1 protein-coding gene is annotated in these 418 nt (G+C 69.9%); it reads left to right on the top strand.

Annotated elements, in window-relative coordinates:
• Nucleotides 1-100 precede the first annotated feature (100 nt).
• On the top strand, nucleotides 101-418 hold a 318-nt coding region (locus tag AC2JF9_RS09805), incomplete at its 3' end, for an HdeD family acid-resistance protein (RefSeq protein ID WP_500727398.1).

The raw sequence follows: 418 nt of genomic DNA, 5'->3' as shown, positions 1-418 counted from the left end.
TCCTGGCCCTGCTGGCCGGCGGCATCCTCGCCTCGCTCTGGCGCGGCCGGATCGCGGGCGAGCCCGCCCCGCCATCGTCACCAATGAAGGAGATGCATTCATGAACACTGTCCAGGAAAGGGCGGAGGGCGGCGGAACCGATCCGCTCATCCGCAAGAACTGGGGCTGGACGCTCGCGCGCGGCGTCCTCGCCCTCATCCTCGGCGTCCTCGCCATCGTCTTCCCGGCGAGCGCCCTGTACGCCTTCACCCTCGTCTTCGCGGCGTTCCTGCTCGTGGACGGCGTCTTCTCGCTGGCGAGCGGCATTCGCGGGGCGGCCGGCAAGCAGGACCGCTGGTGGGCATATGTGCTGCGCGGCATCGCCGGCCTGCTCGTCGGCATCCTGGTCGTCCTGATGCCGCTCGTGATGACCATCGGC

The sequence above is a fragment of the Lactobacillus sp. C449L genome (assembly GCF_059900815.1).
The sequence above is the reverse complement of the archived record's forward strand: the minus strand, read 5'-3'. Positions and strand labels throughout refer to the sequence as shown.